We start from the raw sequence: 21,517 nt of genomic DNA, 5'->3' as shown, positions 1-21,517 counted from the left end.
GGAACGCTTATTTCAGGGGCAGGGTAAAGGTGAACTCGGAGCCCGAGGCATCGCTTCGCGTCAGGTGGATTTCCCGTCCGTGCCGGGAGAGGATGTGCCGGGTGATAAAAAGGCCCAGGCCCGTCCCTTTGTCGTCGGCTTTTTCCGTGAAAAAGGGTTCGAAGATGGTGTCGATTTTATCCGTGGGGATGCCGGGGCCGTTGTCCGATAGGGTGACCCAGGCGGATTCCTCTGTTTTTCCGGCCCGGATGACGATCACCCCGGTGCCGTCGGTGAGGACCTCGGTGGAGTTGTTGATGAGGTTGACAAAGACCTGGGATATCTGGTGGGGGTCACAGAAGACGGTGAGCTCTTTGTCCACCCCTGCGGTTCTGATCTCAACCCCGCATTTCAGAAGGCGGTAGCGCAGCATCTCCAGGGCGTCGTCGATGATGTCTCGTAAGGGGGTCTCGATATTGGACTTGCCCCGCTTTTTGGAGTACCCCTTGAGCCGGTCGGTGAGGGCGTTGATGCGCTGGGCCCCTTTGACGATGTTGACGGCCCGTTGCTGGATGGAGACCATGTTTCCGCCCAGGATGTCGTCCATGATCATTTCGGCGTTGCCCACCACGTAGTGCAGGGGGTTTTTGACCTCATGGGCGATGGCCGCGGACAAGGTGCCCAGGGTGGCGAGGCGATCCGAGTGAATCAGCTGGCGGGTGCGGTCGTGGACGAGGCTGTTGAGGCGGTCCCGGTGCATCTTGAGCTCCATGTGGGTGCGTACCCGGGCCTTGACCACTGCGGGTCGGAAGGGTTTGGTGATGTAGTCCACGGCGCCCAGCTCCAGGCCGAAGGTTTCGTCCTTTTCGTCGTCCCGGGCAGAGATGAAGATGACGGGGATGTGGGCGTGGTCCGGGCTTTTCTTGATGCGCCTGAGGACTTCGTATCCGTCGATGCCGGGCATCATGATGTCCAGAAGGATGAGGTCGGGACAATGGTCGTCGACCATTTCAAGGGCTTTGGAGCCGCTCCGGGCAAAGCTGATGTCATACTCTTTTCTGAGGGTTTCACCGAGAATTTTGATGTTGGTGGGCATGTCGTCCACAATCAGAACGTTCATTCGGTAGGGCGTGGGGCTCATCGTATCTCCTTGCTGCCCGGTTATGACTTGGCCGGTATTTAAGGGGCATGGACATGACCCATGGCTCACGTTGACCTCGGCTGTGTTTTTACATACACCAAGGTCGTTGAGCGGTGCCACATATCATCGCCAAAGCGGCCGAAACGTGGGATGGTATGGGGTGTGGGTTTCCGAGTCCCTCAGGTACCGGAATATCCTTCGGTGGTCTCTTCCCTGTCAAGCTGAATGACTTTCTGTGCCATTTCCTTAGTGATGTTGATATGGGGCGACAAGGAAGTAAAAAGTGTATCAATATACCGTGTCAAATGCAACTAGGATAAGTCTTTTCATTCTTGCGTTACCGTATGGGTAACATGGGGTAAGAGTAAACATTCAGAGCCTGAAAAAGATAGTCATCCCAGGGGCGAAAGCCCTTTTTTGTGGATGACTGAAATATATCATGGGACGGAGAGAGCAAAATGGAGATATTGGAGACCCCGTATGACGAGTGGGTGGGGTACCTGAAAACGCATCACGGAAAGGGCGCTTTTCATGCCTCGGCCCTGGTCCGGGAGGTGATGGTGCATGGCAATCCGTGCTTTGGCGACTCAAAGGCCTTCCGGGAGGCCCCGGCCCTTGCTGCGGCCCTGGCCGGCGAGGTGCGCTTTACGCCTCCGGTGGTGGAGGAAACGGTCTGTGAGGATGGGGTGGTGAAGGTCCTGCATCGGCTCGCAGACGGCCTGGCCGTGGAGTCCGTTGTGATCCCCATGAAGGGGTATGCCACCTTGTGCCTTTCCACCCAGGTGGGATGCCGGATGGGCTGCCGGTTCTGCCGGACAGGCCGCATGGGCCTGCGCCGGAATCTGACGGTGGCTGAGATGACGGGGCAGCTCTGGAATGCCCGGTTTGTGTTAAAGGCCCCCATCCGGAACCTGGTGTTCATGGGGATGGGAGAGCCCCTGGACAATTTGGAAAACGTGGTGCGGGCCGTGGGGGTGATGACGGACATCCGGGGGTTTTCCATCGGCCCCAAACGCATCACCGTCTCCACGGTGGGGCTGGCCGACCAGATGACGCGCCTTGCCGATGCAAACCTGGGCGTGCGCCTGGCCCTGTCCCTCAACGCCTCGGACGATGCCGTGCGTTCCACACTCATGCCGGTGAACAGGCGCTACCCCCTTGCCGTTCTCAAGGAGACCCTGGGCGCACTGGCCGGGCACAAGGGCTTGAGGGATGGCGTGCTCCTGGAGTACGTGCTGATCCGGGGCGTCAATGACCGGCCCGAGGACGCAAAAAGGCTTGCGGGCTTTGTTTCAGGGCTCACCGCCACCTTGAACCTCATCCCCTTCAACCCGTCAAAGGGGGAGACGGAGCTTACAGCCCCTTGCGATGCCGACGTCAACGCCTTCCATGACCAGCTGGTTGCCCGGGGGCTCCATGTGCGGCGGCGCTGGTCCCAGGGCGAGGGGCTTCTGGCAGCCTGCGGTCAGCTGGGGGAAGAGGCCTGCCGAGTCTACAGGCTGCCGTGAAGGACGATGGCGCCGGCCTTTTCATCGGCCAGGGGCACGATGCGGTTTCGGCCTGAGTCCTTGGCACGATACAGGGCGGTGTCCGCGCATTTGAGAAGCTGTTCGGGGCGCCGGTTGTCCCGGGGCGTCATGCAGGAAGCGCCGATGCTCAAGGTGAGCAAGGCGTGGGTGGGGGATGCGTCGTGGGCAATGGCCAGTTTTTTCGTGCCGCGGGCAATGCGGTCGGCAACGATGAGGGCCTTGTCCAGGGGGGTGTGGGGGAGAAGGACCACAAACTCTTCTCCGCCGTACCGCGCCGCCAGGTCGTGGGCCCGGTTGACACAGGAGTCGATGACCCCGGCCACGCGCTCCAGGCACTGGTCCCCGGCCTGATGGCCGTAGTGGTCGTTGAACAGCTTGAAGTGATCGATGTCGATGAAGAGAAGAGAGATGGGGGCACCGACGCGGGCGGCGCTGCGCCACTGGGCATCGTAGATGGCGTCGAAATGCCTCCGGTTGAAAAGGCCCGTGAGGCCGTCGGTGATGGAGATGACGGCGAGCTTTCGGTTGGTCTCGGCAAGCTTTCGGGCGTTGATGCGCTGGAGCATGCCGTGAAGGAACTCCCGCCTGGCCTCGCTTTCGAGCTGGTAGCAGCCGAAGAGGCTGATGACCAGAGACGCCAGAAGCACCAGGGCACTGTTGATTCCGGCCTCACGCCCCATGGCGGGCATGTTGTCCAGGCTGATGACGTAGGCAAAGAGAATGGTCGCTGAGGTGACCAGGCCGGTTTTAAACCGGATGCCGGCCACGATGTTGCCGAAGATGGCGATGAGGATGATGCCGGTGTAGTAGTGGGCCACGTTGGGGTGGTGGCTCCGGGTGAGCAGGTAGATGATGCTGAAGGAGGTCAGGAGCATCAGCACCATGGTGAAGAGCTCTGTGTGGCGCTGGAACCGCCGTATGGTCACCAGGCCCATGACCAGAGCCATGGCCGGTGTCACCACATAGAACCGGACACGCCAGGCCGTGGCGGCAATGTCGGGGACCATGATGCGGTCGCTGATGAAAAAGAGGTTGTAGATGACGATGGCGATGAGGCAGGCCGGGAGGTAATGGCGGTTTCGTTTGTCGTTTCGCTGATGGAGAAAATCGGTTCCCAGGGGGGCGGGAAAGGCGGAGAATCCGACACGGCGGGTAAGGCAACGCCGGATGGCCTCTTCGTGGGAGAGCAGGCTGTGCAACGTTTCCATGGGCACCTCAAGGTCATTACGTCCGTGAGCATGTCATCGCACCCGGGTGGGGAAGGCCTTGCTGGAGAGGGCAGGGTGCCGGGGCAACCTGAAACGAAAAGCATACAAAAAAAGGAGGCAGGGACCTGCCTCCTTTTCCTGTAAAAAAAAATCGTACGGAGATTAGCGCTTGGAGAACTGGAAGCGTGCTCGAGCGCCTTTCTGACCGTATTTTTTACGCTCTTTGACCCTGGAGTCACGGGTAATGAACCCGGCGCGCTTCAGCACATCGCGAAGCTCGGGGTCGGCAAGGAGAAGGGCCTTGGTGATGCCGTGACGGATGGCACCTGCCTGTCCCATGATGCCGCCGCCTTTAACCTTGACGTTGACGTCATAGGCTTCCTGGGCCTCAACGAGGGCCAGGGGAGAGGCGAGAACAAGGCGTGCCATGGGGTTGGGGAACGCCTCTTCAACAGGTTTTGAGTTGACAGTGATTTTGCCGCTGCCCGGGGTGAGCCAGGTACGGGCAATGCCGTTTTTCCGTTTGCCGGTGGCGTAGAATACGTTTTCTTTTTCCATGAATATCCTCAGTATCTCTTGATTCGCTGTGATGGTTGCTTAGACTTCGAGGGCCTCAGGCTTCTGGGCCGCATGAGGATGTTCTTCCCCTGCGTACACGAAAAGCTTCTTATTCAGCTCACGACCCAGTCGGTTTTTGGGCAGCATGCCCTTAACGGCGAAACGGAGCAGATCTTCGGGGCGCTTCTCAAGAAGTTTGCCGGCAGTGATGGATGTGATACCCCCCACGTAGCCGCTGTGGCGGTAATAAGTCTTATTTTTAAGCTTGTTACCGGTGAGTTTGATCTTATCGGCGTTGATGATAATGATCCAGTCTCCGGTATCTGCGTGCGGTGTGTACATGGGGTTATGCTTACCACGAATGTGTGCCGCGACAACGGAAGCGAGTCGGCCAAGCACCTGATCCTTGGCATCGACGACGAACCATTTCTGTGGATTGTCCGATTTCTTTGCGCTATAGGTATATTTTTTCAATGTTGTATACTCCCGGTCGGTTTTCGTACAAATAACTGAAATTAAATAATTGAATTCACCACTTTTGTCAAGTGGCTTCTTAAATTTTGGGCACACGTGGTAAAGGCTTGCCGGAGACGTGATACCATAGATCAGTTTGGAAAATAAAGAGGAGATTTCAAAAAAGATGAAAAATATCGAAGTGGAAGTAAAATACCGCCTTGCCGATACCGACGCTGTGAGGCATCGCCTGGTTGTGGCCGGAGCCATAAGCTCGGGGAGGGTGTTCGAGGCCAACATCAGGTATGATACTGCAGATGGCGGCATCAGGCAAGCGGGTTGTCTGCTTCGCTTGAGAAAAGATGGAAAAACCCGGCTCACCCACAAAACACCCCACGCCGATACCGGGGCAGAGGGCTTTAAAATCCACCGCGAGCTGGAGGTGGAGGTGAGTGATTTCGACACCATGGACGGCATCCTGCGGGCCCTGGGCTTCGGGGCGGTGCAGACCTATGAAAAGTGGCGGGAGACCTTGCACCTGAAGGGCTGTGAGATCTGCCTCGATACCCTCCCCTACGGTGAGTTCATGGAGATAGAAGGGGAGAAGGGCCGCATCGAGGAGGTGGCGCAGCTGCTCGGCCTCACCCGGAAAGGACGCATCGCCACCAATTACCTGGCCCTGTTCGAGGCCCTGAAAACTGAGTTCGGGCTTCCCTTTTCCGACCTGACCTTTGAGAACTTCTCTGGACGCACCGACGATTTCGGCAGCGTCCTGTCGCGGTTCGAGGCCGCCGGCTGAAGGGCAACCGGCGGGCAGGTGGCTATTTGACCAACTTGACCGGTTCGGCGGACGGGGCCGGCTGCCCTTTGCCCTTTCCGCCCTCTTTTTTTGTGCAGGTCACTGCGGCATTGACCACCCCGCCGGCTTCCACGATGAGGTCTCCGCAGGTCACGGTGCCGGAGCAGCATCCCCCTTTAAGCACAATGAGTTCTTTCTCCGCCTTCAGGGTCCCCTCATAGGTACCGCCCACGGTGATGGAGCTGACGGTGACGTCGCACTGGGCTGTCCCCTCTTCGGCGATGATGAGGCTGTCCGCCTGGATGGTGCCGTTGACCACCCCTTTGATCACGAGCTGGCCCTTGCCGGAAATGTTCCCGGTAAAGGTGAGACTTTTGTCGATAACGGAAAGATGTTTCGATGGGTTCATGGTGTGAATGTTTCCATATCGTACCCGACGGGCCGGGTGGTTAGAGTGTGAATTTTTTCTTATAGCGAAGGGCACCGCCCTGGTCAAAACCGTAGAGAATAACCTCCTTGAAGGGCAGCTTGCCGGCATCGGTGCGGAGCCTGAAGATGTGGTTTGTAAAATTGCGCATCTGGAACCCTTCCCCGCGGGAGGGGTCCGACGGGATGCCCTCTTTCAGGAGCACCGGCGGGAGGCAGCGCCGGTTTTTTTCCGTGCCGGTCACCAGAAAGAGGGTGCCTTTGATGCGTTTTCTTCCCGGGGTGTCGTTGGCGATCTTGAAGTCGATGTTGAGGAACGAGCCGTCTTCGGTTCTCTGGGCGTCCATGGCGTCCACGCGGATGAAAGGCGGCTTTGGGGGAGGCGCGGGTTTGCTGGCTTTGGCTGTTGCCTTGGGTTTTGCAGGTGCGGTGACCTTTTTGGGGGTGTTTTTCTCTGCCAGGGCCAAACGGGCCATGAGCAGCTCCTGGTCGGCGGCCTGGCTGGCCAGGGTTGTGCTGAGGCCCTGCTCTCGCAGGATGCTTTCGGCCAGGCTGCTTCGGGTGTGGAGCCAGAGGCCGGTGGCGACAGCAAGGGCCACCATGAGAAGGCCCATGAAGATCAGGAAGGTGGTGACCACTCGCCGGTAGTTGCCGGAATGCACCACGCGTCCGTCACTGCTTATAAAAAGGAGGCGCCACTGACGCGTGTGGCGGTAGGGGTTGGGAAGGGCGTATCGGGCCACTTCCGCTTGCAGGTCTTTGGTGTAGTCGTCCGAGGGCAAAAGATCCTCCTTGAAAACCAGGCCGGGCAAGGGGCGGTCTCCCCTCCCGGGCGTTACAGGGTCGCGGGGCCGGTGGCCATGCGCGTGAGTCTCCGGTCAAAACAGGCGGCCTTGAACCGCATACCCCAGGTGCCTGCTGGCGTCCTGGGAGACCTTTCGCCCGGAGGAGGTGCGGGCGAGAAATCCGATTTTCAGGAGATACGGTTCCACCACGTCCACAAGGGTGTCCGTCTCTTCCTGAAGGGTGGCGGCAATGGCCTCGATGCCCACGGGCCCGCCGCGATAGTAATCGATGATGGTCTTTAAAAAGGCGCGGTCGAGGTTGGTGAGGCCCAGGCAGTCCACCCCTTCAAGGGCCAGGGCTTTTTCCACCACCTCGTCGGTAAGAACGCCGTCTGCCCTTACATCGGCATAATCCCGAACTCTCTTTAGCAGGCGATTGAGAATACGGGGGGTGCCCCGGGACCTTAAGGCCAGGGCGCGGGCGCCTTCGGGGGTTAAGGGGGTGTTGAGCAGGGCGGCCGATCGCCTGGCAATGCGGATGAGGTCCTCGGTGTCGTAGAAGTCCAGGGTGCGGAACATGCCGAACCGGTCCCTCAAAGGGGCAGACAGAAGCCCGATGCGGGTGGTGGCACCGATGAGGATAAAGCGGTTGAGGCGGAACCGGTGGCTCCGGGCGTGGACCCCTTTGTCAAAGACGATGTCGATGGAAAAATCTTCCATGGCCGGGTAGAGGAACTCTTCCACGGCTTTGGGGATGCGGTGGATCTCATCGATGAAGAGGATGTCCCCCTGCTGGAGGTTGGTGAGAAGGCCCACGAGGTCCCCCCCCTTTTCAAGGGCCGGGCCCGAGGTGATGGTGAGCTCTCCCCCCATCTCGTTGGCGATGATATGGGCCAGGGTGGTCTTTCCGAGGCCCGGAGGCCCGTGGAAGAGCACGTGCTCGATGGGTTCTTCGCGTTTTTTTGCCGCTTCGATGGCGATCTGAAGGGTCTCGACGGTTTCCCGCTGCCCCACGTAGTCGGAAAAAGAGCCAGGCCTCAGGGAGAAGACGCTCTCTTCCTCCTCGGGGGCCATGGGCTTGCCGGAGACAAGGGGGGTGGTGCTTGAAGACGGACTTGAAGACGAAAAGGAGAAGAGGTCATCGCTCATCGCGTGGGGGAAACTCCTCATTGAGATGACCGCGGCATGGCGCAAAGGCCCCATGCCGGCACATCTTCGGGTAAAGGGAAACAATCATGATACAGCCGACACACGCGATGATACATTTTTCCGGGTGTGGAATCAACCGGGAAGCGTGGCGCCTCCGGTGGTGAGCCGAAGTCCGGGGAGCCTACCCCTTGGGGGCCCGGTAGACTTCGTCCAGGAGGGCTTCGGGGCTGTCCACGGCGGCGTTTCTGGCCATGGCATCGGCCACCAGGGCCCGGGCATCGCTGCTCTTGTGGCCCAGCTGGTGGGTGAGGACATCGATGACCTGGTCCACGAAGGCGGCCTGGGGGGGCGCAGGGGTCCCGGTTGGGGAGACAGCCTCCAGGGCGAATCGGGCGGTTTTGCCCTCCAGGGTGGCGATGATCTTCTGGGCCGTACGCTTGCCGATGCCGGGGAGCTTCATGAGGCTCTTCAGGTCGCTGCCTTCAATGGCTGCGGAGATCTCCTCGATGGGAAGGCCCATGGCCTTCACCGCCTTCATGGGGCCGATGTCCTCCACGGAGATGAAGAGCTGGAAGAACTCTTTCTCCTCTTCGGTGTGGAACCCGATGAGGGTGGGTTTGGGCTGGCGCTCGGTCTGGTGGTAATAGATGGAAAAGGAGAGCTCGTCTCCGGGCTCGCTGGCGGTGATGGAGGCCATCACCGAGGCGGGAAGGAGGATGTTGTAACCGACGCCTCCCACGAGAAGGAGGATCTTTTCGTCCTCTTTTTTCAGGAGTCGTCCTTGCAGGTAGCCGATCATAGACAGTTGTTACCTCATCAGGCGCGGAGCCGGTTGTGTCGGAAAAGGCCGATCATGGCCAGGGCCAGGGCATCGGATGCGTGGTCGGGGCGGATCGTTTCCGGGTGTTTCAAAAAGTCCCGGACGGATCGCTCCAGCTGGGCTTTGCTGGCGTTGCCGTTGCCGGAAAGGATTTTTTTTGCCTCTCGCACCGGGACCTCGGTCACCGGAATGCCCGCAGTGCAGGCGGCAAGGAGGACCACCCCCACCACCTTGCCTAAAAGGATGCCGGACTTGGGGTAACGCTCTAAGGAGAAGACGTCTTCCACCACCATGACATCAGGTTTTTTTATGGCGATGGCTTCGCTGATCCGGCCGTGGATCAGGTGAAGCCGCGCTGCGGTGCTCATGTCCTTTGTGGTGCGGATGTGGCCGAAGGAGTAGTCGGAGACGGTAAGGGCTGCGCCGCTGACCACGCCGATGCCCGTTTCAGCCAGGCCGGGGTCGATCCCCATGACAGTGACCATGCTTTAGATGCCTTGTGACGATGCCCCGCCTTCGGGGCGGGGCGGGAAAAAGAGCGGGAAGTGCCCCAGCCTATTGCTCCAGCTTTTTTCGGGCAATGGAGGCTTCTGCGGTGTCGGGGTACTTTCGAAGGAGCTCGCCCAGGATCAGGTGGGCGTTTTCGGTCTCCCCCAATGCTTCAAAGGCCAGGCCCTGCTTTAAGAAAGCCGCCGGGACCTTGTTGCCGTCGGGGTAATTTTCAATCACCTTCTGGTACTCGAGGATGGCCTTCTGGAACCATTTCTCCCTGTAATAGATTTCACCGATCCAGAACTGGGCGTTGTCCGCGCTGTCGGAGGTCTTGTGGGTCTCCACCACGGTGGCAAACCCTTTTTTGGCGGTGTCCATGTCCCCTGCGTCAAAGGCCTTTTTTGCCTCAAGGTACGTGTTCTCGGCCGTGGCGCCTTCGGTCTGCTGCCGGGGCTTGTCGCTGGAGGGTTCGTAGCCGGTGAAGGTTTCGAGGCGTGCGATTTTGGCTGCCAGGGCATCGATGCCCGCCTGCATGGCGGCCAGGGCGGCTTCTGAGTCGGCACTCTGGGTGGAGACCTGGCTGCTGTGGTGGAGGGCCGCTTCCATGTCGCCGCGGATGACGCGCAGCTCCTCGTCAAGTTTTTCGAGTTTGTTCGCCAGTCGTACGTTTTTGCTGGTTACCGACTCTTCCATGCCCTTGGAGACGGATTGGCTCTGGCGCAGCTCCTCTTCGAGCAGGGTGATGCGCCCGTTCATGGCAACGTAATCCTTCTGGAGGGCACAGCCGGAGAGAGAGAGACCCGCCAGCAGGCAGGCGACGACCTTGAGCTTCATAGCAGGGGTACTCCTGATGCAGTCGTGGTTGGGCTTTAAAACACAAAAGACCGAAGGGCGTCCGTAGACGCCCTTCGGTGACATGTTTATCCATGGTGCCGCCCGGCTTTTAAGGGCGCGGGCAGGCCTTAGCGGATAACGAACTCAGCACGCCTGTTCTTGGCCCAGGCGCTTTCGTTGGCCGCCGGGTCTGCGGGGCGTTCTTCGCCGTAGCTGACGGTGACCATGCGGTCTGCGTCCACGCCGAGGCTTTCAAGGAAAGCTTTGACGCGTGCGGCACGGCGGTCGCCCAGGGCGAGGTTGTAATCGGTGGTTCCGCGGTCGTCGCAGTGTCCTTCGATGGTGATGCGGACACCGGGGTTCTCTTTGAGCCACTCGGCCTTGGCTTCAAGGGCTGCGATCTCGGAGTCCTGAACGGCAGAGCTGTCATAGTTGAAAAAGATATTGGTGTTCTCAAAGGCACTGCGCGCCTCGGCCCTTGCGGCCGCCTCTTTTTTCATGAGCTCTTCTTCAGCGATCATGGCGGCGTCATCAGCAGCGGCTGTGGCGTCGGCGGCCTCGTCGGTCATGGCCTCCTGGGCAGCGGCGTCAGTGGTGGGGTCGGTTTCTACGGGTTTTTGGGAGCACGATACTGCCACCAGCATGGTGAGCAGCACGGTAATGAGCGCTAAGCTTCCTCTCCAGTTTTTTCCCATCATTCCTCCTCGTCAACAAGTTTCATTGGGTTAAATTGGGAGACCACACCGGGGCGGTCTGTTCACCGGGCAGTGATACGAGTTGCCGTTGATCTGTGCCGTATGCGTTCATGACATAAATGGATGATCTGCCTCTCCTGTTCGAGGAGAAAACAATCAGGCTGCCATCGGGCGACCAGGACGGGGTCTCGTTGTCCCCGGAGTCAAAGGTGAGCTGCATGGGGCGTCCACCGCGGACATTGATGACAAACACATCAAAATGACCGTTTCTGGATCCGGCATATGCAATCTGGTCCCCTGCAGGTGACCAGGCTGGGCTCGTGTTGTATTTTCCGTCAAAAGTGAGGCGTTCGATGCGGCCGGTGGCCAGGTGTTTGATATAAATCTGGGGTGAGCCCGATCTCTTGGATACAAAGGCCATCCTGTCGCCTGACGGGGAAAATACCGGAGACACGTCAATTCCCCATTTGCTCCACTTTCTTGTTAACCTTTTACGTATTTTACCCTTTTGGGTCAACAGATAAATCGCTTGATCCCCGTCAATTGTCAACGACGCCGCCATGGTTTTTCCCCCGGGAAGCCACGTCGGCGTGATGTTTGTTGTGCCCTTAGCCGTCACAAGATCACGCCGGGCCCCGGGCCAGGATCCCTGGATGAAAATATCGGGTTTTTCGTGAACATAGGAGGTGTAGGCCAGGGTCGACCCGTCCGGAGACCAGCTTGGGGTCAGGGTGATGGCGTTGTTTCGGGAGATCTGGACGGGGGCGTGACCGTCAAAGGCACTGGCCCAGATCTCCTTGATGCCCGTGGTCCCCGTGGAGACAAAGGCGATGCGGCTGTTGAAGAAGCCGTGTTTGCCCGAGTAGGTGACCATGATTTTGTCGGCGAGCTTCAGGATCAGGGGGCGCAGGGTCTCTTCCGGGGTGCCGGCACCTCGGAAACGGACCCCGAAGAGGCTCTTCTGGCGGAAGATGTCGTAGAGATAGAAATCGCCGATGATGGCCTGGGAACTGACGGTGAGGCTGCCGGTGACAAGGAGCTCGGCACCGGAGGAACGCCACCTGTCAAAGTGGATGTCCTGTTCGGTGATGCCGGTTTTTGAGGGCTCCTCCAGAAAGGCGTCGGAGCTCACCATGCGAAAATACCCGGTAAAGGCAAGGGTCTTCTGGAGAAGGGCCACGGCCTCTTCGGCCAGTGCCGCCTCACGGTCCGATGCCCCCGTGGCCCGGAAGGCCGGGACGGCAACAGGGGTTTTGTTTTCAAAGGGGTTGGTGACCCTCAGGCGAACCCGCTCCTCGGCCTGGGCCGGGGCGGCGGCCAGAAGAAGGACGATGAAAAGAAGAAGGGGGCGTGCAAGGGTTTTAAATAATGTCTGCATGGCTACCTACAAAAGTTCGCTGATGTCAAAGTCGACGACAAAGGGAAGCTTTCGATCGTTGATCCCGGCCGGATAAGGCGGCAGGGGGGTGGATTTGTGAACGGCGCTCAAGGCGGAGCGGTCGAAGCTGGCATTGCCGGATCGCTGGGAGACCCAGACGTCGCGCACCGAGCCGTCGGGCATCACGGTGAAGAAAACCTGGGTTTTGAGCGTGGCGCTTGTGCCGGCCATCTGGACGGGGTAGGCCCAGTTTTTCCGGATGATGACCTCAATGGTTCGGTAGTAACGCTCTTTGATGGAGATCTGGGTGGTGGTGGGCTCACCCGTGGCGGTGCCCTCGGCGGATGCAGCCGGGGGAGCCTTGGTGTCGGCCACCTCTTTTTTCAGGCGGTTCAAGCGCTCGGACAGGGGCTCCGGTTTGGATGTCTCCCGGGCCATTTTTTGAAGGGCGTTTTTCACCAGGTCGTCCGGGGTGATCACCTTTCGCTTGCGTTTGACCGACTTTTTGCCGGAGATCGTTTTGGTGGTGGGGGCCTGTACTTTTTTGGCGCTCTTTTTGCGGGTGGCTTTTTTGGCCGGTGCGGTGGCCTGCTCCGGTTTGGCGCTGGCGGGCTGCGACTGCTTCCGGGCGTCCGGTGCCTTGGTCGTCTTCTTTTTGGGCAGCTCGGTCTGCACCAGGTCCACGTCGATGGAGCGCGGTGTTTTGTGGGGCTTGTACCCGCTGGTGGTAAAGACGTGGGAGAGGGTGAACAGCAGGACGTGTCCGGTGAGTGAGATGATCACGGCAAGGGTGAGCAGGCGGTTTTCATCGCCGCCGGTCTGGTGATGTCTGGGCGCAGGGGTCATGTGAGGCGTCTTCGTTTCGGACCTGGGCTGATCATTACTTGGTTTCAAGGGGCTCCGTTACCATGCCTAATTTTTCCACGCCGGCGCCCTTGATTTCGGCCATGGTCCGAACCACCGTGCCGTAACTGATGGACTTGTCGGCCCGCAGGAAGACTCGGGTTCCGGGCCGCTCCTTGAGCAGGGCGGTGAGCTTGGGCCGGAGCCTGTCCGAGTCCACGGGAAAATCGTTGATGAAGATCTCGCCGCCGCCTTTGATGGTGACGTAAAAGGGCTCGTCGTCATCCCGGGCAAGGGAGCCTGCCGCTGCCTCGGGCAGGGACACATCCACCCCCTGGGTCATCATGGGGGCTGCCACCATAAAGATGATGAGAAGCACCAGCATCACGTCCACAAAGGGGGTGACGTTGATCTCGCTCATCAGCTCGTTGTCGTTGCCGCCAGAGATCATTTTCCGTTTCCTTTGCGCAGGATGTCCCGTTCGACGATGTTTAAAAAGTCGGAGGAGAAGTTGTTGAGCTCCACCTCGATGATGCGGATGCGCTGGGCAAAATAGTTGTAGGCGATGACCGACGGAATGGCCACCATGAGGCCCACGGCGGTGGCGATGAGGGCTTCCGCGATGCCCGGTGCCACAACGGCCAGGTTGGCGGAGCCCTTGTAGGCGATGCCCTGAAAGGAGTTCATGATGCCCCAGACCGTTCCGAAGAGGCCGATGAAGGGGGCCGTGCTGCCGGCCGTGGCAAGAAACGGGGTGAGCTGCATGAGGCGGGTGACCTCCTGGGAGGTTGCACGGCGCAGGGTACGCCGGACGTTGTCGATGCCGTTGCCCCCCATGACGATGCCGACCTCGCTTGAAGCGCCGATGCCTGCGCTGGAGAGTTTTTTCAGCTCGCTGTAAGCGGTGCGGAAGACCTTGCCGATGGAGCTGTAGCTGAGCTCCTTGGCCAGGGAGTAGGCGTCGGAGAGGTTTTTGCTTTTCCAGAAGGTCTCCACAAAGATCAGGGACTCTTTGTGGGCGCGCCGGATGGTTCTGAATTTCAGGATGATGATGGTCCAGGATGTCACAGAAAAGAAGAGGAGTGTTAAGAGGACCAGTTTGACCATGGGGCCGGCCCCGCTGATCATCTGAAAAATACCTAAAGACTCGTTGGCCATGTGTGCCGTCTCCGTGTTGGGCAAAAAAAAGGAGGTGTCAAGAACGTGCGAAACGACCGCTGGGCCGCTGTTTCACGTTAATCTATACAAGCCGGGGCAGGGTGTCAAGGCTGGAGATGAGGGGCTGCGCGGAGGGCAAAGTCGGGCAACCTATTGAAAGCATATAAAAAATCCCCTTTGCCCCGAAGGGCAAAGGGGAGGAACTCAAGGGCTCGGGAAGGCACCTGACGGCGCCTTCACCGAAGCGGTCTTACATCATGCCGCCCATGCCGCCCATGCCACCCATACCGCCCATGCCGGGGGCGCCGGCGGGCATGGCAGGCTCATCCTTGGCAGGAAGGTCTGCGATCATGGCTTCGGTGGTGATCATGACGGAGGCAACAGACGCTGCATTCTGAAGGGCGAGACGAACCACCTTGGTGGGGTCGATGACGCCGGCTTCAAGCAGGTCTTCGTAGACGTCTGCGGCTGCGTTGTAGCCGAAGGAGCCTTCGCTGTTCTTCACTTTTTCAAGGACAACAGAGCCTTCGACACCGGCATTGTTGGCGATCATGCGAAGGGGCTCTTCCATGGCGCGCATAATGACCTTTACGCCCATTTTCTCTTCGGCCTTCACTTTCAGCTTGGCCAGGGCTTCGATGCAGCGAACCAGAGCCACGCCGCCGCCGGGGACGATGCCCTCTTCAACAGCAGCACGGGTGGCGTTAAGTGCATCTTCCACGCGGGCTTTCTTCTCTTTCATCTCGGTCTCGGTGGCTGCACCGACGCTGATAACAGCTACGCCGCCGATGAGCTTGGCCAGACGCTCCTGGAGCTTCTCACGGTCGTACTCGCTGGTGGACTCGTCAGCCTGGGCGCGGATCATCTTGACGCGGGCTTCCAGGGCGGTACGGGAACCGGCACCGTCCACGATGGTGGAGTTGTCCTTGTCGATGACAACGCTCTTGGCTTTGCCGAGGTCTTCGAGGGTGATGCTGTCGAGCTTCACGCCGAGGTCTTCGGAGATCACCTGGCCGCCGGTGAGGACAGCGATGTCTTCGAGCATGGCCTTGCGACGGTCGCCGAAGCCGGGGGCTTTGACGGCGGAGACATTGAGGGTACCGCGGAGCTTGTTGACCACGAGGGTGGCCAGGGCTTCGCCGTCAACGTCTTCGGCAATGATGAGAAGGGGCTTGCCGGTTTTGGCAACCTGCTCAAGGATGGGGAGAAGGTCTTTCATGCTGGACACCTTCTTCTCGCAGAGGAGGATGAAGGGGTCGTTGAGGGAGCAGACCATTTTCTCGGTTTCGGTGACGAAGTAGGGGGAGAGGTAGCCGCGGTCAAACTGCATGCCCTCAACCACGTCCAGAGTGGTGTCCATGGACTTGGCTTCCTCAACGGTGATGACCCCTTCTTTACCAACCTTGCTCATGGCTTCGGCGATGATGTTGCCGATGGTGGTGTCGCTGTTGGCGGAGATGGTACCGACCTGGGCGATTTCGTTCTGGTCTTTGGTGGGCTTGGAGACCTTGACGAGCTCTTTAACTACGGTTTCGATGGCTTTATCGATGCCGCGCTTGATGCTCATGGGGTTGTTGCCGGCAACCACGAGGCGCTGGCCTTCTTCATAGATGGCACGGGCAAGAACGGTAGCGGTGGTGGTGCCGTCGCCTGCGGTGTCGCTGGTCTTGGAAGAGACTTCCTTGACCATCTGGGCACCCATGTTTTCGAATTTGTCTTCGAGCTCGATCTCTTTGGCGACGGTGACGCCGTCCTTGGTGACTGTGGGGGAGCCCCAGGATTTGTCGATGACAACGTTGCGGCCTTTGGGACCTAAGGTAACGACGACTGCGTCAGCAAGGGTTTTAACGCCGGTCAGCATTTTTTCGCGTGCTTTTGCATCGTAAATAATCTGTTTAGCCATGGTTCACCGAACCTCCGTGTATGTTGAAAATGTTGAGTTCAGGTCGTTAGAATATCATTTACAGACAGGTCGTGGATTGCAAACGGGTCTTAGGCTTCGTCGACAACGCAGAGGATGTCGTCCTGACCCATGATGAGGAAGTCGTTGCCGTCGAATTTTACTTCGCTTCCGGCGTACTTGCTGAAGAGGACACGGTCGCCGACTTTCAATTCCATGGGAATGAGGCTGCCGTCTTCTTTGGTTTTACCCTGGCCTGCGGCCACGATGCGCCCTTCTGCGGGCTTCTCTTTGGCGGTGTCGGGGATGATGATGCCACCTTTGGTGGTGGTTTGCTCTTCCAGACGTTCTACCAATACTCGGTCCTGTAACGGTCTGATTTTCATAATTCCTGTTCTCCTTTGCACTGTATCCACGTAAATGGTGTAAGATGTTTATTTGAAGAAGAAAATGTCTGGTTAATTAAAAAACAACGTTATATGCCACGGCTTCGAAAGAGATCCCGAAAAACATCTGCAGTATGACCCGTGGGGCCGGGTGCTGTCCCATGCGTCGGTGCAGGGTGTTTTTACGGTGTGACGTCTTGCGAGTGCATCATGGTTGCGTCAGGGCCTGGAATTCAGGCGTGGCGCCTTGGTTGAAGCCCGGCCGGCCTAAGAGCCGCCGGATGTCTTGGAACCGCTCCCCGGACTGCTGTAGGCATCGGAATACCACCCCCCACCCTTTAAGTGGAAGGAGCTGTGGGAGATCAGTTTGCGGAGTGGTCCGGAGCATTTTTTGCACCGGGTAAGGGGCGGGTCGGTCATTTTCTGGACCGCCTCTTCCACTTCACCGCATTCGGTGCATTCATACTCATAAATCGGCATGATGGTTACCTCCTGGTCGCTTCTAAGAATCAGATCTCAAAGGCATTGACGCCTGGGATCTGTGCGTTTGAACGTCTGAAATATAATCAGGATAAAACGCTTGTCAAGAAACCCGTTTAAAAAAAATCAAACGGCCATGGCCCCTCTTATTTGCTGCAGTGGCGGATGGCCCAGCGCTGGGAAATAATCTTCTCCACGCCGGGAAGGCGCGTGCCGGAGAGGATTTCCCGGGTTCGGTCATGGACGAGTTTCTCCTCGGGCTCCCGTTGGGTGTCCGGTATGGTAAAGCTCTGGAGGAAGCGTCCGAAACGGATGATGTGGACCAGCTCATGGACAAAGATGTAGCAGAGGAAGGGGTAGATGGACACATCGGCGTTGGTCTGAACCTCTTTTAAAATGGCGTGGTCCTGAAGGCAGATCATGTACAGGTCGAATTCCCTCGGGGCTCCGGCGTTGGGGGAGGGGATGCCCCGGTAGCGGATGACCTGGGCGAAGACGTCGTGGTTGACGCGCTCCAAGGGGGTCAGGTCCCTGCCGGTCTTGACGTCGAACCGGTTTCTAAGCCACTGGCTTTCCGAAATTTTGTAGTGATCGCTCACCAGCTCTTCGGAGACGGAAACGGCCTGGTTCACCAGGGTGAGTTCATCGCTGTTGAAAAGGTGTCGTTGCATGGGCTCCTGGAAAAACATGTGGACAAAATGGGGGTAAAGGTGGTAATTTCTTGTTTTGTGTAACGCCGTAGAATGGTGAAAAGGTAAAGAAGTTGCATGCTTTCCCGGGGTTAGCCCCAGGGTGAACGCATTGTAGAAGAGACGCTCTTTTCGTGTACCTGACCGAGTGGTTGTCTATTTCGGTTTGTTTCGCCGGTGGTTACCGAAAACACATTCAATGTGATTATGATTGCATAAAATATCTCTATGAACGGAGGTGGTCTGTTGGGTAGCGTAATTAAAAAAAGGCGCAAGAAAATGCGCAAGCACAAGCATAGAAAACTGTTGGCCCGAACTCGTCATCAGCGACGCAAGGGTAAATAGGGTTTCTATCCCGATTTTGATGAAACAGAAAAAGCACCGGCGCTTGCGCTCAGGTGCTTTTTTTGTTTCCGCCAACCGGGCAGGTCCGGTCTGGTAAGCGCGAGTGGGGGCACGGCCCTTTTTCAGGCCGCGCCCCGGACCTGCTGTCGGTATAGGGCGCCGTGTTTCGGCGCCCTTTATCGTTAGCGTCTCTCTTTCAGGTACTTGAGAAACTCGGAGTCGGTGGAGAGCACCAGGGTGCTCTCCTTGTTCAGGGCGGTGCCGTACACCTCCAGGGACTTGGTGAAGGAGTAGAACTCCGGGTCCCGTCCGTAGGCGTCGGCGTAGATGCGGGTAAGCTCCGCATCGGCCTTACCTTTGAGCTCCTGGGCGGTTCGATAGGCCTCGGACTGGATCTTCTTGAGTTCCTTTTCCATCTCACCCTTGATCTTCTGGGCTTCGCCGCGGCCTTCCGATCGGAATTTCTCCACAATCTGGGTACGCTCGGCGATCATGCGGTCGTAGACGGAGCTTCGGACATCGTCCCGGTAGTTGAGGCGCTTGAGCTTGACGTCCACCAACTTGATGCCGAAACTCTTGAGCTTCTCACCGGCGTTGTCCATGATCTGCCGCGTGATGACCGTGCGGCCTGCCTTGATGGTCTGATTCTCCTTGGCCGCGTCTCCGGTGACCCCGAAGATGGGGTCGTCAACGTTGACGAGGCGGTCGGAGTTCCGGACCGATTCAATGAGGTCGTAGGAGGCGATGGCGTTTTTCACCGCCGGGTCGATGATGTCACCAATGCGGATGAGGGCCCCGCGCATATCCCGGCAGGTCTGGAAAAACAGGACCGGGTCCACCACGTGCCAGCGGGCAAAGGTGTCCACCAGGATGTAGGTTTTGTTGAGGGTGGGGATCTCTCCGCTTTCGCCGTCCCACTCCTGAAGGTTTTTGGGGAAGGGGTTCACCTGGTCCACCATGGGAACCTTGAAATGAAGCCCGGCGTCTTTAACCGGCTCGCCGATGACCTTGCCGAAACGGGTGATGACCACCTGCTCGGTTTCGTCCACGGTGTACGCTGACATGACCAGTACGGCAACGGCCGCAAAGACAAGAATCAGGGTTGAAAGTGCGGTTGTTTTCATTTGGCGATCGCCTCCTTGCCCGGTCCCAGGTTCAGCAGGGGAAGCATATTCTGCTGTTTTTCGTCCACAATGTACTTCCGGCCGAGCTTGGGCAGGATTTCAGCCATTCTTTCTAAGTAGATGCGGCGGCTGGTGATCTCCTTGGCCTTGGCGTACTCTTCGTAAAGGGAGAGGAACCGGGAGGCGTCACCCTTGGCACGGTTGATGCGGTCCAGGGCGTAGCCCTCGGCTGCACGGATGGTGCGTTCGGCTTCGCCGCGCGCGGCGGGGATGGCCGTGTTGTAGGCTTCCCGTGCTTTGTAGATCATGGTCTCCTTCTCCTGCTGGGCCCTGTTCACTTCGTTGAAGGAGGGCTGCACGGGGCCGGGGACGTTGGTCTTTTTCATTTCAATGGTGGAAACCTTGATACCGGTTTGGGCCTCGTTGAGCTCCTTCTGGAGGATCTCCTTGGCGGCCATGGCGATCTCGTCACGCTTGATGATCACCTCGTTGATGGTGCGGTCCCCCACAACCAGGCGCATGGAGGCCTCGGCCATATCGCGCAACAGGTTTTCAGGGGATTCCACCTCAAAGAGGTACTTCACCGGGTCTTCGATGCGGTATTGCACCAGCCAGGGCACCAGACCGACGTTGAGGTCCCCTGTGAGCATCAGGGAGACGTCATCCCTGGGGGCCTGGGTGGTCCGAGCGGAATACTGGTTCTCGGTGATGCCGAACTCCTCCTTGCGGATGATGTCCACGTTGACTTTGGTGAGTTTTTCGATGCCGATGGGCAACTTGAAGTGGAGACCCGGCAGGGTCTGGCGGGAGTACTTGCCAAACTGCTGGATGATGCCCACTTCACCTACACCGACGGTGTAGATCATGGATTTGCCGAAAAAAAGTAGAAAAAGAACGATGAGGATCAGTCCGCCGGGGAGCCTGAAGTTCTTAAACTGATTCATCAGGTCGTCCAACTGCGGGGGGGTGGGGCCGTCGCCGCCCGATCCTCCGCCGCCTCCGAAGGGTTTTTTCTGTCCCTGTTGTTCTCTGAGTTTGTCCCAGTCCCAATTCATAGTGGTTCCTGTGGTTTGTGATTGCAGATTCGTGATGGGTCCCGTACCTATGGCACACTGTTAAAAATCTAATAAAATACGGGAAAAGTTTCAAGGATCAAAGTGGAAACTCGCATAAAGTTGCGACAGGGGCCACGCTAGAGGTTGACAGGTCATGGCAGGTGTGGTGAATCTTCGGGCTATGAAGAGACGTGAAAAAAAAGACGGAGCCACCCATGTCGGTGATATCCTGTCAAAACATATGGGTACCCTTGCAGGGCGTGCGGACCTTGAGCTGCTCTCCCTTTGGAAGACCTGGACCGAGGCCGTGGGCGAGGAGGTGGCTCGCCACACCCGCCCCAAAGCGTTTAAAGGGGCCCTGCTCCTCGTGACCGTGGACAGTTCCGTCTGGATCCACCACCTCTCCATGATGAAAGACGAGATCATGGCGCGGATCAACACCCAGCTCGGAGAGGATACCCTCCGTGAGATCCGGTTTTCCATCGGCCATGTGGAGGAGGACGGGCGTGGTTGAGCCCGAGCTCACCGCAGACACCCTCTTTGACGGCGACCTTGTCCTGATGCAGGAGAAGAAAGGGTACCGGTTTTCCGTAGACTCGGTGCTTCTTGCCCATTTTGTGGAGGCCGAAGGCGCTGATTCGCTTCTGGACCTGGGGTGCGGCTGCGGGGTCATGCCCCTGGTGCTGGCCCGTCGCCATCCCGGCCTGACAACGCTGGTGGGGGTGGAGCTTCAGGTCCCTTTGGCGCGCCTTGCCGAGAGAAACGTCATGGAAAACGGCGCCTCTGACAGGGCCACCATCCAGCGCGCGGACATGCGCCAGTGCCGGGAACCCTATCCCGGCGGGCCCTTTGACCTGGTGATCAGCAACCCTCCCTACACCCCCCTGGGCCGGGGCCGACTCAACCCCTTGGACCAGAAGGCCATCGCCCGCCATGAGGTGAGTCTCTCCCTTTCTCAGCTCCTGGATGCCGCCGCCCTCAACCTGTCCCCCACCGGGACCTTCCACCTGGTCTATCCGGCGGATCGATGCGAGGAGGTGCTGGCGGCTGCACAGCAAAAAAAACTCTACCCCCGGCGCCTTCGCATGGTCTGCTCCCATGCCGGTGCTCCCCCCAAACGCCTGCTCCTTTCCTTTGGCAGGACCCCCGCACCCCTTCTCACCCTGCCTCCCCTGACGGTCCATGAGAACGATGGATCGATGACGGATGAGGTTGATAAAATGTTTAAAAAATAGGATGGTTGATGGCGATGGATTTTCGCTTTGAACCTCTGGCCCTGCCGGGGCCATGC

Annotated in this window: 26 protein-coding genes; 5 read left to right on the top strand and 21 right to left on the bottom strand. The window is 58.5% G+C overall.

What is annotated here, in order from left to right:
• Positions 1–7 precede the first annotated feature (7 nt).
• On the bottom strand, positions 8–1,120 hold the full coding sequence (locus BLQ12_RS02720) for a sensor histidine kinase (RefSeq protein WP_092207945.1): 1,113 nt from the start codon (positions 1,118–1,120) through the stop codon (positions 8–10).
• 458 nt (positions 1,121–1,578) lie between these two features.
• Here BLQ12_RS02720 and rlmN point away from each other — a divergent pair, with 458 nt between their 5' ends.
• Entirely contained in the window at positions 1,579–2,628 is a 1,050-nt protein-coding gene (gene rlmN, locus BLQ12_RS02715; protein ID WP_092207943.1) for a 23S rRNA (adenine(2503)-C(2))-methyltransferase RlmN, read from the top strand.
• Here rlmN and BLQ12_RS02710 read toward each other — a convergent pair.
• The 3 genes from BLQ12_RS02710 to rplM form a co-directional block, all read right to left on the bottom strand.
• Entirely contained in the window at positions 2,613–3,857 is a 1,245-nt protein-coding gene (locus BLQ12_RS02710) for a GGDEF domain-containing protein (protein ID WP_092207941.1), read from the bottom strand. The two genes, rlmN and BLQ12_RS02710, sit on opposite strands and share 16 nt — an antisense overlap.
• Before the next feature lie 162 nt (positions 3,858–4,019).
• Positions 4,020–4,415 (bottom strand): 30S ribosomal protein S9, encoded by a 396-nt coding sequence (rpsI, locus tag BLQ12_RS02705; protein ID WP_092207939.1) that lies wholly within the window; start codon positions 4,413–4,415, stop codon positions 4,020–4,022.
• A 39-nt stretch (positions 4,416–4,454) separates the two neighbouring features.
• Positions 4,455–4,889 carry a 50S ribosomal protein L13 gene (gene rplM, locus BLQ12_RS27640; RefSeq protein ID WP_217640220.1) on the bottom strand — a complete coding sequence of 145 codons (435 nt, stop codon included), beginning with the start codon at positions 4,887–4,889 and terminating at the stop codon, positions 4,455–4,457.
• 166 nt (positions 4,890–5,055) lie between these two features.
• Between rplM and cyaB the strand changes: the two genes are divergently transcribed.
• Positions 5,056–5,667, top strand: a complete 612-nt coding sequence (cyaB, locus tag BLQ12_RS02695; RefSeq protein ID WP_139163805.1) for a class IV adenylate cyclase — start codon at positions 5,056–5,058, stop codon at positions 5,665–5,667.
• A gap of 22 nt (positions 5,668–5,689) precedes the next feature.
• Here the strand turns inward: cyaB and BLQ12_RS02690 are convergent, their stop codons facing one another.
• The 15 genes from BLQ12_RS02690 to BLQ12_RS02620 form a co-directional block, all read right to left on the bottom strand.
• Positions 5,690–6,076, bottom strand: a complete 387-nt coding sequence (locus tag BLQ12_RS02690; RefSeq protein ID WP_175469453.1) for a bactofilin family protein — start codon at positions 6,074–6,076, stop codon at positions 5,690–5,692.
• A gap of 40 nt (positions 6,077–6,116) precedes the next feature.
• A complete protein-coding gene (locus tag BLQ12_RS02685) occupies positions 6,117–6,905 on the bottom strand; it encodes a hypothetical protein (RefSeq protein ID WP_092207933.1) in 789 nt (262 codons plus the stop codon).
• Positions 6,906–6,971: 66 nt separating this feature from the next.
• The gene (ruvB, locus tag BLQ12_RS02680) at positions 6,972–8,027 is read right to left on the bottom strand and encodes a Holliday junction branch migration DNA helicase RuvB (RefSeq protein WP_092207931.1); all 1,056 of its coding nucleotides are present in this window, start codon (positions 8,025–8,027) and stop codon (positions 6,972–6,974) included.
• A 181-nt stretch (positions 8,028–8,208) separates the two neighbouring features.
• On the bottom strand, positions 8,209–8,826 hold the full coding sequence (ruvA, locus tag BLQ12_RS02675) for a Holliday junction branch migration protein RuvA (RefSeq protein ID WP_092207929.1): 618 nt from the start codon (positions 8,824–8,826) through the stop codon (positions 8,209–8,211).
• A gap of 17 nt (positions 8,827–8,843) precedes the next feature.
• Positions 8,844–9,332, bottom strand: coding sequence for a crossover junction endodeoxyribonuclease RuvC (locus BLQ12_RS02670; RefSeq protein WP_092207927.1), 489 nt, complete (start codon positions 9,330–9,332; stop codon positions 8,844–8,846).
• A 70-nt stretch (positions 9,333–9,402) separates the two neighbouring features.
• Positions 9,403–10,173, bottom strand: coding sequence for a tol-pal system protein YbgF (gene ybgF / locus BLQ12_RS02665; RefSeq protein ID WP_175469452.1), 771 nt, complete (start codon positions 10,171–10,173; stop codon positions 9,403–9,405).
• Positions 10,174–10,301: 128 nt separating this feature from the next.
• On the bottom strand, positions 10,302–10,868 hold the full coding sequence (gene pal, locus BLQ12_RS02660; protein WP_092207923.1) for a peptidoglycan-associated lipoprotein Pal: 567 nt from the start codon (positions 10,866–10,868) through the stop codon (positions 10,302–10,304).
• A 22-nt stretch (positions 10,869–10,890) separates the two neighbouring features.
• Positions 10,891–12,246, bottom strand: coding sequence for a Tol-Pal system beta propeller repeat protein TolB (gene tolB, locus BLQ12_RS02655; RefSeq protein ID WP_092207921.1), 1,356 nt, complete (start codon positions 12,244–12,246; stop codon positions 10,891–10,893).
• Positions 12,247–12,252: 6 nt separating this feature from the next.
• Complete coding sequence (gene tolA / locus BLQ12_RS02650; RefSeq protein ID WP_092207920.1) at positions 12,253–13,092, bottom strand: cell envelope integrity protein TolA; 840 nt, start codon at positions 13,090–13,092, stop codon at positions 12,253–12,255.
• 34 nt (positions 13,093–13,126) lie between these two features.
• On the bottom strand, positions 13,127–13,540 hold the full coding sequence (gene tolR, locus BLQ12_RS02645) for a protein TolR (protein WP_092207918.1): 414 nt from the start codon (positions 13,538–13,540) through the stop codon (positions 13,127–13,129).
• Positions 13,537–14,247 (bottom strand): protein TolQ, encoded by a 711-nt coding sequence (gene tolQ, locus BLQ12_RS02640; RefSeq protein WP_092207916.1) that lies wholly within the window; start codon positions 14,245–14,247, stop codon positions 13,537–13,539. The genes tolR and tolQ overlap by 4 nt, the downstream gene beginning before the upstream one ends.
• Positions 14,248–14,497: 250 nt before the next feature.
• Positions 14,498–16,150, bottom strand: coding sequence for a chaperonin GroEL (gene groL / locus BLQ12_RS02635; RefSeq protein ID WP_092207914.1), 1,653 nt, complete (start codon positions 16,148–16,150; stop codon positions 14,498–14,500).
• Positions 16,151–16,239: 89 nt separating this feature from the next.
• On the bottom strand, positions 16,240–16,533 hold the full coding sequence (gene groES / locus BLQ12_RS02630) for a co-chaperone GroES (RefSeq protein ID WP_092207912.1): 294 nt from the start codon (positions 16,531–16,533) through the stop codon (positions 16,240–16,242).
• A 267-nt stretch (positions 16,534–16,800) separates the two neighbouring features.
• Positions 16,801–17,013 (bottom strand): FmdB family zinc ribbon protein, encoded by a 213-nt coding sequence (locus BLQ12_RS02625; RefSeq protein WP_092207910.1) that lies wholly within the window; start codon positions 17,011–17,013, stop codon positions 16,801–16,803.
• A 146-nt stretch (positions 17,014–17,159) separates the two neighbouring features.
• On the bottom strand, positions 17,160–17,684 hold the full coding sequence (locus BLQ12_RS02620) for a hypothetical protein (protein ID WP_139163804.1): 525 nt from the start codon (positions 17,682–17,684) through the stop codon (positions 17,160–17,162).
• A gap of 264 nt (positions 17,685–17,948) precedes the next feature.
• Between BLQ12_RS02620 and BLQ12_RS02615 the strand changes: the two genes are divergently transcribed.
• The gene (locus BLQ12_RS02615) at positions 17,949–18,047 is read left to right on the top strand and encodes a 30S ribosomal protein bS22 (protein WP_073474648.1); all 99 of its coding nucleotides are present in this window, start codon (positions 17,949–17,951) and stop codon (positions 18,045–18,047) included.
• Positions 18,048–18,229: 182 nt separating this feature from the next.
• Here the strand turns inward: BLQ12_RS02615 and hflC are convergent, their stop codons facing one another.
• Together hflC and hflK are read right to left on the bottom strand one after the other, a co-directional pair.
• Positions 18,230–19,171, bottom strand: coding sequence for a protease modulator HflC (hflC, locus tag BLQ12_RS02610; RefSeq protein WP_092207906.1), 942 nt, complete (start codon positions 19,169–19,171; stop codon positions 18,230–18,232).
• Positions 19,168–20,226 carry an FtsH protease activity modulator HflK gene (hflK, locus tag BLQ12_RS02605; RefSeq protein WP_092207904.1) on the bottom strand — a complete coding sequence of 353 codons (1,059 nt, stop codon included), beginning with the start codon at positions 20,224–20,226 and terminating at the stop codon, positions 19,168–19,170. Before hflK ends, hflC begins: the two co-directional genes overlap by 4 nt.
• Positions 20,227–20,407: 181 nt before the next feature.
• Between hflK and BLQ12_RS02600 the strand changes: the two genes are divergently transcribed.
• Entirely contained in the window at positions 20,408–20,740 is a 333-nt protein-coding gene (locus BLQ12_RS02600) for a DciA family protein (RefSeq protein ID WP_175469451.1), read from the top strand.
• Positions 20,733–21,461 carry a tRNA1(Val) (adenine(37)-N6)-methyltransferase gene (locus BLQ12_RS02595; RefSeq protein ID WP_175469450.1) on the top strand — a complete coding sequence of 243 codons (729 nt, stop codon included), beginning with the start codon at positions 20,733–20,735 and terminating at the stop codon, positions 21,459–21,461. Before BLQ12_RS02600 ends, BLQ12_RS02595 begins: the two co-directional genes overlap by 8 nt.
• The last annotated feature ends 56 nt before the right edge of the window (positions 21,462–21,517 follow it).

The sequence above is a fragment of the Desulfoluna spongiiphila genome (genome assembly GCF_900101345.1).
GTDB classification, from domain to species: Bacteria; Desulfobacterota; Desulfobacteria; order Desulfobacterales; family Desulfolunaceae; genus Desulfoluna; species Desulfoluna spongiiphila.
Note: the sequence above shows the minus strand (reverse complement) of the source record. Positions and strands in the feature narration are given on the sequence as shown.

Excerpts from the sequence above, each read along its gene's own strand:
- ruvB (WP_092207931.1), bottom strand. The coding sequence starts at position 8,027 with ATGAGCGATGACCTCTTCTCCTTTTCGTCTTCAAGTCCGTCTTCAAGC.
- BLQ12_RS02670 (WP_092207927.1), bottom strand. The coding sequence starts at position 9,332 with ATGGTCACTGTCATGGGGATCGACCCCGGCCTGGCTGAAACGGGCATC.
- BLQ12_RS02620 (WP_139163804.1), bottom strand. The coding sequence starts at position 17,684 with ATGCAACGACACCTTTTCAACAGCGATGAACTCACCCTGGTGAACCAG.
- groL (WP_092207914.1), bottom strand. The coding sequence starts at position 16,150 with ATGGCTAAACAGATTATTTACGATGCAAAAGCACGCGAAAAAATGCTG.
- groES (WP_092207912.1), bottom strand. The coding sequence starts at position 16,533 with ATGAAAATCAGACCGTTACAGGACCGAGTATTGGTAGAACGTCTGGAA.
- rlmN (WP_092207943.1), top strand. The coding sequence starts at position 1,579 with ATGGAGATATTGGAGACCCCGTATGACGAGTGGGTGGGGTACCTGAAA.
- ruvA (WP_092207929.1), bottom strand. The coding sequence starts at position 8,826 with ATGATCGGCTACCTGCAAGGACGACTCCTGAAAAAAGAGGACGAAAAG.
- ybgF (WP_175469452.1), bottom strand. The coding sequence starts at position 10,173 with ATGAAGCTCAAGGTCGTCGCCTGCCTGCTGGCGGGTCTCTCTCTCTCC.
- tolB (WP_092207921.1), bottom strand. The coding sequence starts at position 12,246 with ATGCAGACATTATTTAAAACCCTTGCACGCCCCCTTCTTCTTTTCATC.
- tolQ (WP_092207916.1), bottom strand. The coding sequence starts at position 14,247 with ATGGCCAACGAGTCTTTAGGTATTTTTCAGATGATCAGCGGGGCCGGC.
- BLQ12_RS02690 (WP_175469453.1), bottom strand. The coding sequence starts at position 6,076 with ATGAACCCATCGAAACATCTTTCCGTTATCGACAAAAGTCTCACCTTT.
- tolA (WP_092207920.1), bottom strand. The coding sequence starts at position 13,092 with ATGACCCCTGCGCCCAGACATCACCAGACCGGCGGCGATGAAAACCGC.
- cyaB (WP_139163805.1), top strand. The coding sequence starts at position 5,056 with ATGAAAAATATCGAAGTGGAAGTAAAATACCGCCTTGCCGATACCGAC.
- tolR (WP_092207918.1), bottom strand. The coding sequence starts at position 13,540 with ATGATCTCTGGCGGCAACGACAACGAGCTGATGAGCGAGATCAACGTC.
- pal (WP_092207923.1), bottom strand. The coding sequence starts at position 10,868 with ATGGGAAAAAACTGGAGAGGAAGCTTAGCGCTCATTACCGTGCTGCTC.
- rpsI (WP_092207939.1), bottom strand. The coding sequence starts at position 4,415 with ATGGAAAAAGAAAACGTATTCTACGCCACCGGCAAACGGAAAAACGGC.
- hflC (WP_092207906.1), bottom strand. The coding sequence starts at position 19,171 with ATGAAAACAACCGCACTTTCAACCCTGATTCTTGTCTTTGCGGCCGTT.
- BLQ12_RS02720 (WP_092207945.1), bottom strand. The coding sequence starts at position 1,120 with ATGAGCCCCACGCCCTACCGAATGAACGTTCTGATTGTGGACGACATG.
- BLQ12_RS02710 (WP_092207941.1), bottom strand. The coding sequence starts at position 3,857 with ATGGAAACGTTGCACAGCCTGCTCTCCCACGAAGAGGCCATCCGGCGT.
- BLQ12_RS02625 (WP_092207910.1), bottom strand. The coding sequence starts at position 17,013 with ATGCCGATTTATGAGTATGAATGCACCGAATGCGGTGAAGTGGAAGAG.
- BLQ12_RS02600 (WP_175469451.1), top strand. The coding sequence starts at position 20,408 with ATGAAGAGACGTGAAAAAAAAGACGGAGCCACCCATGTCGGTGATATC.
- hflK (WP_092207904.1), bottom strand. The coding sequence starts at position 20,226 with ATGAATTGGGACTGGGACAAACTCAGAGAACAACAGGGACAGAAAAAA.